3 protein-coding genes are annotated in these 7,025 nt (G+C 60.3%); all 3 read right to left on the reverse strand.

Annotation, left to right across the window (positions count from 1 at the left end):
- Nucleotides 1–105: 105 nt before the first annotated feature.
- The gene (locus tag NZK35_RS07760) at nt 106–2,055 is read right to left on the reverse strand and encodes a propionyl-CoA synthetase (protein WP_259631963.1); all 1,950 of its coding nucleotides are present in this window, start codon (nt 2,053–2,055) and stop codon (nt 106–108) included.
- A 482-nt stretch (nt 2,056–2,537) separates the two neighbouring features.
- Nucleotides 2,538–4,559, reverse strand: a complete 2,022-nt coding sequence (locus NZK35_RS07765; protein WP_259631964.1) for a hypothetical protein — start codon at nt 4,557–4,559, stop codon at nt 2,538–2,540.
- A 790-nt stretch (nt 4,560–5,349) separates the two neighbouring features.
- A complete protein-coding gene (locus NZK35_RS07770) occupies nt 5,350–6,783 on the reverse strand; it encodes a phytoene desaturase family protein (RefSeq protein WP_259631965.1) in 1,434 nt (477 codons plus the stop codon).
- Between the last annotated feature and the right edge of the window lie 242 nt (nt 6,784–7,025).

Consider the following 7,025-nt stretch of genomic DNA (forward strand, 5'->3'; position numbering starts at 1 on the left):
TGGAGTTATCCGCACAGGCGTATGAATTCACAGCATCATCACGTCAATGGCTGTTTGAATCAATGTCAGTTCGAAAGGATCACTTCGACAAACGCTTCACCACAGTCAACTTGGGATGCGGCTCGCCAAGTCATCAGGACGTCGGGCGATCGACGAGGTTGCGTTGGTCGTAGACACCCCCTTGCCGTCAAGCAGCGTCAACAGCTCATCGAGCACGCTGGGATCTTCAATCGTGGAGGGCAGTTGCCACGTTTTGCCTTCGGACATCAATCGCATCGTCCTCCGCAAAATCTTTCCCGAACGCGTCTTGGGTAATCTGTCGGCCAGGATCACGTGCTTCATCGCCGCGACCGGCCCCACCTGATCGCGCACCCGCTGGATCAACTCCGCTTCCAACACCTCCGGTTCCAGCGTGACATTGGATTTAAGCACCGCAAACCCCACCGGCACCTGCCCCTTGAGCGGGTCTTCCACGCCGATCACCGCACATTCGGCCACCGCCGGATGCGACGCCAGTACCTCTTCCATCGTTGCGGTGGAAAGTCGGTGGCCGGCCACGTTGATCACATCATCCATCCGGCCGGTGATATAGAAATATCCGTCCTCGTCGCGATAGCCTGCGTCGCCAGAGGAATAATAACCGGGGTGCTCGGTCAGGTACGCGTTCCTGAATCGTTCGGCGTTGCGCCACAAGTTCGGCAGACAACCGGGTGGCAACGGCAACCGGGCCACCACAGCGCCTTCTTTGTGGGGCGGCAACTCTCGCCCCCCTCGATCCAGGATCCGAATGTCATAGCCACAAACCGGCTTGGTGGCCGAACCGGGACGCAACGGCAACAGTTCCAGGCCCGCCATGTTGGCAATCATTGGCCAACCTGATTCGGTTTGCCACCAGTGGTCGATCACCGGGACGCCAAGCATGCGTTCGGCCCACTGCAGTGTCGCGATGTCACACCGCTCACCGGCAAGGAACAAATACCGGAGACAACTTGTGTCATAATCGCGCGCCCGCTGCCCGTCCGGATCGTCGCGCTTGATCGCGCGGATTGCCGTCGGCGCGGCAAACATGGACCGCACCTGGTGTTCCGCGACGACACGCCAAAAGGCACCGGCATCGGGAGTGCGAACCGGTTTGCCTTCATACAACACCGTGGTGCAACCCTGAATCAGGGGCCCGTACACGATACACGAATGCCCCACCACCCAACCGACATCCGACGCGGCCCAATAGACTTCGCCCGGTTCAACACCGTAGACGTTCTGCATGCTGAACTTCATCGCCACGGCATGGCCACCGTGGTCACGGACAATCCCTTTCGGACGTCCGGTCGTGCCGGAGGTGTAGAGCACATAGAGCGGATCGGTGGCGAGGACGGGCACGCAGTCGGCCGGTTCGGCGGCTGCGGCCAATTCGTCCCAATCCCAATCGCGCCCGGGCTGCAAGTCAACACGATGAACGTCGCGCTGATACATCACACAGTGGGACGGCGCGTGGACCGATTCGGCCAACGCGGCGTTGACGATCTTGCCATAGTCGATGACGCGATCGGGTTCTTGGCCCGCGCTGGCCGCCAGGATCACCTTGGGTTGCAAATCATCAATTCGGACGGCCAATTCGTGCGGCGCAAAGCCTCCGAACACGACCGAGTGGATGGCGCCCAAGCGGGCGCATGCCAGCATGCCCACAATCGTTTGTGGAATCATCGGCATGTAGAGGATCACGGCGTCGCCGTGACCGACGCCCAGTTGACGCAACACGCCGGCGAATCGGGCCACTTGATCGAGCAGTTCTCGATACGTGAAGGTACGCGTCGTGCCCGTCACCGGGGAATCGTATATCAGCGCCGGTTGGTCGCCGCGTCCCTGTTCAAGCTGCCAATCCAACGCCAGGTAGGCGGTGTTCAGTTGCCCGTCGGGGAACCAGCGGAAAAAACCCTGCTCGTCTTGAGACAGAATCTGGTCGGGCCGGCGATACCAGGCAATCTGACTCGCCTGCTCGCGCCAGAACGCTTCGGGCTGTTCGATGCTATGACGGTATTGCTGCTGATAGGTCATCTTGCCGAGGCTTCTCAATGCCGAGCGCACGAGACTGGGGTGGGTGATCGGCAAGGGACGCCGACGCACAGCCACCGTCTACAGAGCAAACCATGGACCAGACGATGAAACCAAAGAGAAAAACTTCCCACTTGTTCCCGGGCTCCGCCCTACGCCGTGAACGATTTGTTAGCGGTAGGGCGCGAGCCCTCCGGTCTTTCACGGTGTTTTTGAAGCGTGACCGGACGGCTCGCGCCGTTCCGCTAACACCTTGCGAGCCAAAGGACGTGACATTGGAAGCAAGCCCAATGCCAAAAAATCGTTCACGGCGTAGGGCTCCGCCTGAGAACACAATGCGATGGAGACTCCCGCCTCCCGAGTACACACCGCGTGTGGCAAGAACCACACCGACAGAAGCGTTCCAAGGCGGAGCCTTGGAACGAGGTGCAAGTGCGGGAGCCGACGGAGCACTTGTTCGCAGACGACGTCGTTCAGCCCTTCGGCTACTTGCCCCGACCTTTCCCCTTGGAACCCCTGCCTCCAGACCCCGCATTCCCGCGGCTGCCTCGGTCACCGCCGCCACTCCGACCAACGTTGCGTCCGGACGCTTTGAATCCGCCGAAACCGCCGCCGGTCGCCTTGAGGCCGCCATCACCTCCGCGGCTGCTGGACGCCTTGAGCCCCCCCATGTCGCTGCGGTTGCCGAAGTTGCCGCGGTTGATCGTCGGCGGTGACGATTGTCGCGGCGTGTAAGTTTGCCGCGGCGTGAAAGAGCGCCCCTGGGGGATCGAACGGCCGGGTGTGGGTGAGCGAAGATCGGGGATGGAACGGACGCTCGGCTGGTCACGGCGGGTCGACCGGCCGATACCGGAGGACGGGTCAAACGCGCTGCCGAGCGGTGATCCGAATTGACGAACCGGGGGCGATGATTTTTCAGGTGTTGGCGAGCGGTTCCCCCCGCCGCTATTGCTCAACTTACCGTCGCTGTTCAACCTACCGTCGCGGCTCAACCTGCCGTCGTTGTTCAACACGTCTCGTCCACGCATCGACGATGGCACGCCGCGCTGCGGTACATCGTCGACCGGCAAACGAAAGCTGGTACCGCGCGAAGGCCCCCGTGGCATGCCGGATCGGTCGGCCACTGACGGATCCCCGAGCTTCTTTCCTGGCGGCAGCTTTTCAAAGTCTCGTCGGGCCTGGCGTGTTTTTTCCTGGGACTGCTCCGCGAAACGCCCCAACGATGAAGCTTGGGTCTCGCTGATGCGACGGAATCGGATGTCATCCGAGTTTCGCCGGGCATAGTCTTCCAGCGGATTCGCCAAGTTTGCCATCTCCACACGCTCGCGATTGCCCTTGCCCGGTGCCGGACCAGCTCCGCGTTGTCCCGCCTGAACCGGCGGCCCCGAATACGTACGCGGCGGCCTGAGTTCTTGATGATCGCGGATCTGTTGATGTTGTCGTGCGATGCGATCCAGCGAAGGCTCTCGATCGTGCAGCGACCGGATCCCGTAGTACGAGTACAACGGATCGTACCGCCGTGGCCGCTGGTAGTAGCTGATCCAGGGGTGGAAGCTCGTGCCGTATCCGACTCCGTAGTAGTCGCCAAAGTAATAGCGACCATAGCGCGGGTTGACGAACAGATTCGCCAACAGACCAAGACCGCTGTCGATGACATAGCGCGGCCGATACCAGTAGTTGGCGCGCAGATAAATCGGCGACCGATAATACACCGGTGTGAACAACACGCCGCGCCGCTGGAGACGATAGTCCCAGTACCCGGATCGGAAGATGCAACCCCGCGGGGTCCAGACGTATTGGTTCGGAATCCAGACCCAATTGGGTTGGGATCTGGCCCAGAATCCCGGCGTCCACTGGTACTGGCTTGTTTGATAGTTCCAGTTCCCAGGCACATAGAAATAGTTGTCTCCCGGGGCCGGAGAGGCCGGACCTTGCTCGAGTGACTCCGGCGGTGGTGGCAGGTAGTCGACGGTTGCCGCTTGCTCGTTCGCCCAAAAGCCTGCGACGCGACGATACCCGTCCTCGGCCGGCTCCCAATAACCGGGAACCCAACGACGCTGCGGTGGCACCTCTCGCCATACACCGCTGATCCAGAGGAAGTCACCCAGCTCTTCATCCCAATCCCAATAACCTGGGATCCATGTCGACTTTTCGCTTTCCGGTCGAAGCGTCGGCGGCAATTCCTTGACCGGTGGCGGGGGTTCCTTTGGCACCACCGGGGCGGGCTTCGGGTCGGCCGAGTAAGGCTCGGCGTACGACTCGTGCAACGGTCCGTGTGACAAGTATTCCACGCCGAGTTCATCGACCAAGGGATCTCCCTGCGCCGGATCGGAGATCTGCAAGTCGGGGCTGAATGCTTCGGGAGATGCGTTGATCGATCCAGCACTCGGCTCCCCGACTTCCTGGGCTTGGAACGGAGGAGTTTGAGCAAGCAGCGGACCGGCCAGCAGGGCAGCAACGGCGGTGTGCAGGCAGGAGAGCACGAGAGATCTTGGGGAACGGATCATCGGGTGGGTTGGTCGTGAGTAATTCGTCGAACGTCTTCGCACCGCTTGCAGGTGCAATCCGCGTACCGTCCGCCGCCACTCGACGTCGCGAAGTTGACATTCGAGCGAGATACAGTCGCTCCATCGATTATCCAGCCACAGGAACCCGATTGGTACGGCGAAGTGACGTTCTCAGCGGCCGGCACGAAGCCTTCACGCCGCATCGCCGCCAGATCGATTTGACGACAGTTTGTTGAGATTGCGACGATTCTGGACTGGCTGGCGCCCAATATCCCGGAGGGATGGCAGCGAGTAGCCGGAGGTCAGCGCAGCGCCACCTCCGGGAAGCACGTCCCACAATCCCCTCGACCCCGGACGGGGTCGCAGCGAATCAATCCGCCGGCGGTGCGGCAGTCTGCGTTCGTAAAGGAGTTGATCGGTGAGCTCGAGCGTGCGGGCTGGCCGGGTCCGAGGGCGCCGACGTCATTTGCTTCGACACCCTTCGGGGTCGCGTCTGACGGGGGACCGGATGTCCGGAGGTGTCGCTTCGCTCACCTCCGGCTACTCGCTTGGACCCCGTCGGGGTCAGGCCGCGCGCCCGATACCGCTCAATCGACAAGGTTTTGACAAGCGCAGAGCCCTGCCGCTCACAAGCATCACTCCGTTTGGCGCCAAAGCAAGTGGCATTGAGTGCAAGCCTACGGGCCCTCACCCGAGCAAAGCGAAGCATCACACGAGCCGCTGAATGCTTCGCTCCCCCGTTCCCGACGGACGCCGATCAAACATCTACCGATCGCCGCAGAACCCAGCTTCACACCGGCGAGGATTCGCTGGTCAGCAACTGGTCGACTTCGTTGCTGACGATGACGCCGTAATTGATCGCCCCGAGCCAGCCGCTCATGATGATCCCGACGCTGCCGGCGTGGTACATGCCTCCGACTTGGTTAGGCAGGTCTCGGCTGACCCCTAGCCCTTCGAATTTAGTGCCGAAGCTGGCACCCCGTTCGTGGAGGGTGTAGTGCTGAAAGGTGCGCGGCGTGGCGGCTTCGGCATGCTCGATCTTGCCACGCACCCCGGGGATGTAACGCTCCAGCGCCTCGATCGTCGTCTCCACCAGATCTTTCTTGCTCGCTTCGTAATCCTCTTCGTTCAGGTCATTCCAGTCCGACCAATTGGCGTTGGTGCTGCTGACGACGGCGTAGCGTTCTTTCGTTTTCCACGGTCGCGTCCGCGGGTAATAAAAGCTGAACGTGCGACTGGTGATGTCTCGGCTGAGCAAGGACTCGGTTTTGAATTCCTTCGCCGTGCTGGTGAAGAACAGGTCACCGCTGCTCTCCTCGATCGTTTCCCCTTCTTTGAGCGCCATGTAGACCTGTGTGCTGCTGTTGTTCAGCCGCACGGCGTTGGTTCGTTGGACGTAGTCGGCATCGAGTTTTTCTTCGCCGATCATCTTCAGGATCGTGGTCCGTAAGTTCGCGTTGCTGACGACGGCACGACAGCGAATGGTTCGATCGCCGACCCGGACCGCGCTGACCCGGCCGCCTCTGGTGATGATCTGGTCGACCGGACAATTGATGCGAATGTCGACACCGTTAGATTCCAACTCCTTTTTCATCCGCTTGATCAGGTCGTCGGTTCCCCCCTCATAGATATAAACGCCTTTGCTCATGAAGTTGCTGAAGACGATTCCGTACGTGATCGCGGGGTCTTCCAGTGTGGAGCCGTTGGCGTAGGTGATCGGTTCCATCAACAGACGAACGATGTCGTTGCGTCCGGGAAAGAATCGTTCGAACAATTCTCCGGTCGTGGTGGTTTGGTCGTCATAGAAATTCATGCCCCGCGCGGTGTCGAAGAATGACTTGACCGTCTCGGGATCTTGATCAAACCGCTCCACCAACAACCGCGAAAAATCTTCGCGATCGAACGTTGTGGTGAGCGAGAACTGGGGGTTGTCGAAGCGAATGTTTTTGAGCTGGACGATGCGATCGGAGATGTCACGGTTCCAATAACGGCGACAGGATTTGATCATTCCGTGAGGAAACCCGTGCAACGAGATGTCAAAGGTGTGGCTTCCGGGCCGCAGAAACCAGGTCGCCAACCCGCCGAGTTTGTAGTGCTGTTCCAACAACAGCACACGATGGCCGGCGCGACCGAGAATGTTGGCACTGGTCAGCCCGGCCAGCCCGCTGCCGATCACCACGACATCGTACTCGTCTTTGGCACCTTTTAGAAAATCACGCGGCATGGAACGGCAGCAGCAATGGGGGAAAGATAAATCGGAAGCGTCGTGCGGGGATAATTTGAACGATGACAGGCGGGAAGCCTATCCCACTAGTGCTCCGTCAACTTTTAGATTTAGGGTGCCGCGGAAAAGGGGTCAGGTACCAAAAATGCGAAGCACCCTTCGGGCCATTTGGTTTTTGGTACCTGACCCCTTTTCCGCTCGACCAACGCAACCCCAACATTAAATGTGGTTGGAGCACTAGA

Source organism: Stieleria sedimenti (genome assembly GCF_025060895.1).
Lineage (GTDB): Bacteria > Planctomycetota > Planctomycetia > Pirellulales > Pirellulaceae > Stieleria > Stieleria sedimenti.

Excerpts from the sequence above, each read along its gene's own strand:
- NZK35_RS07765 (WP_259631964.1), bottom strand. The coding sequence starts at position 4,559 with ATGATCCGTTCCCCAAGATCTCTCGTGCTCTCCTGCCTGCACACCGCC.
- NZK35_RS07760 (WP_259631963.1), bottom strand. The coding sequence starts at position 2,055 with ATGACCTATCAGCAGCAATACCGTCATAGCATCGAACAGCCCGAAGCG.
- NZK35_RS07770 (WP_259631965.1), bottom strand. The coding sequence starts at position 6,783 with ATGCCGCGTGATTTTCTAAAAGGTGCCAAAGACGAGTACGATGTCGTG.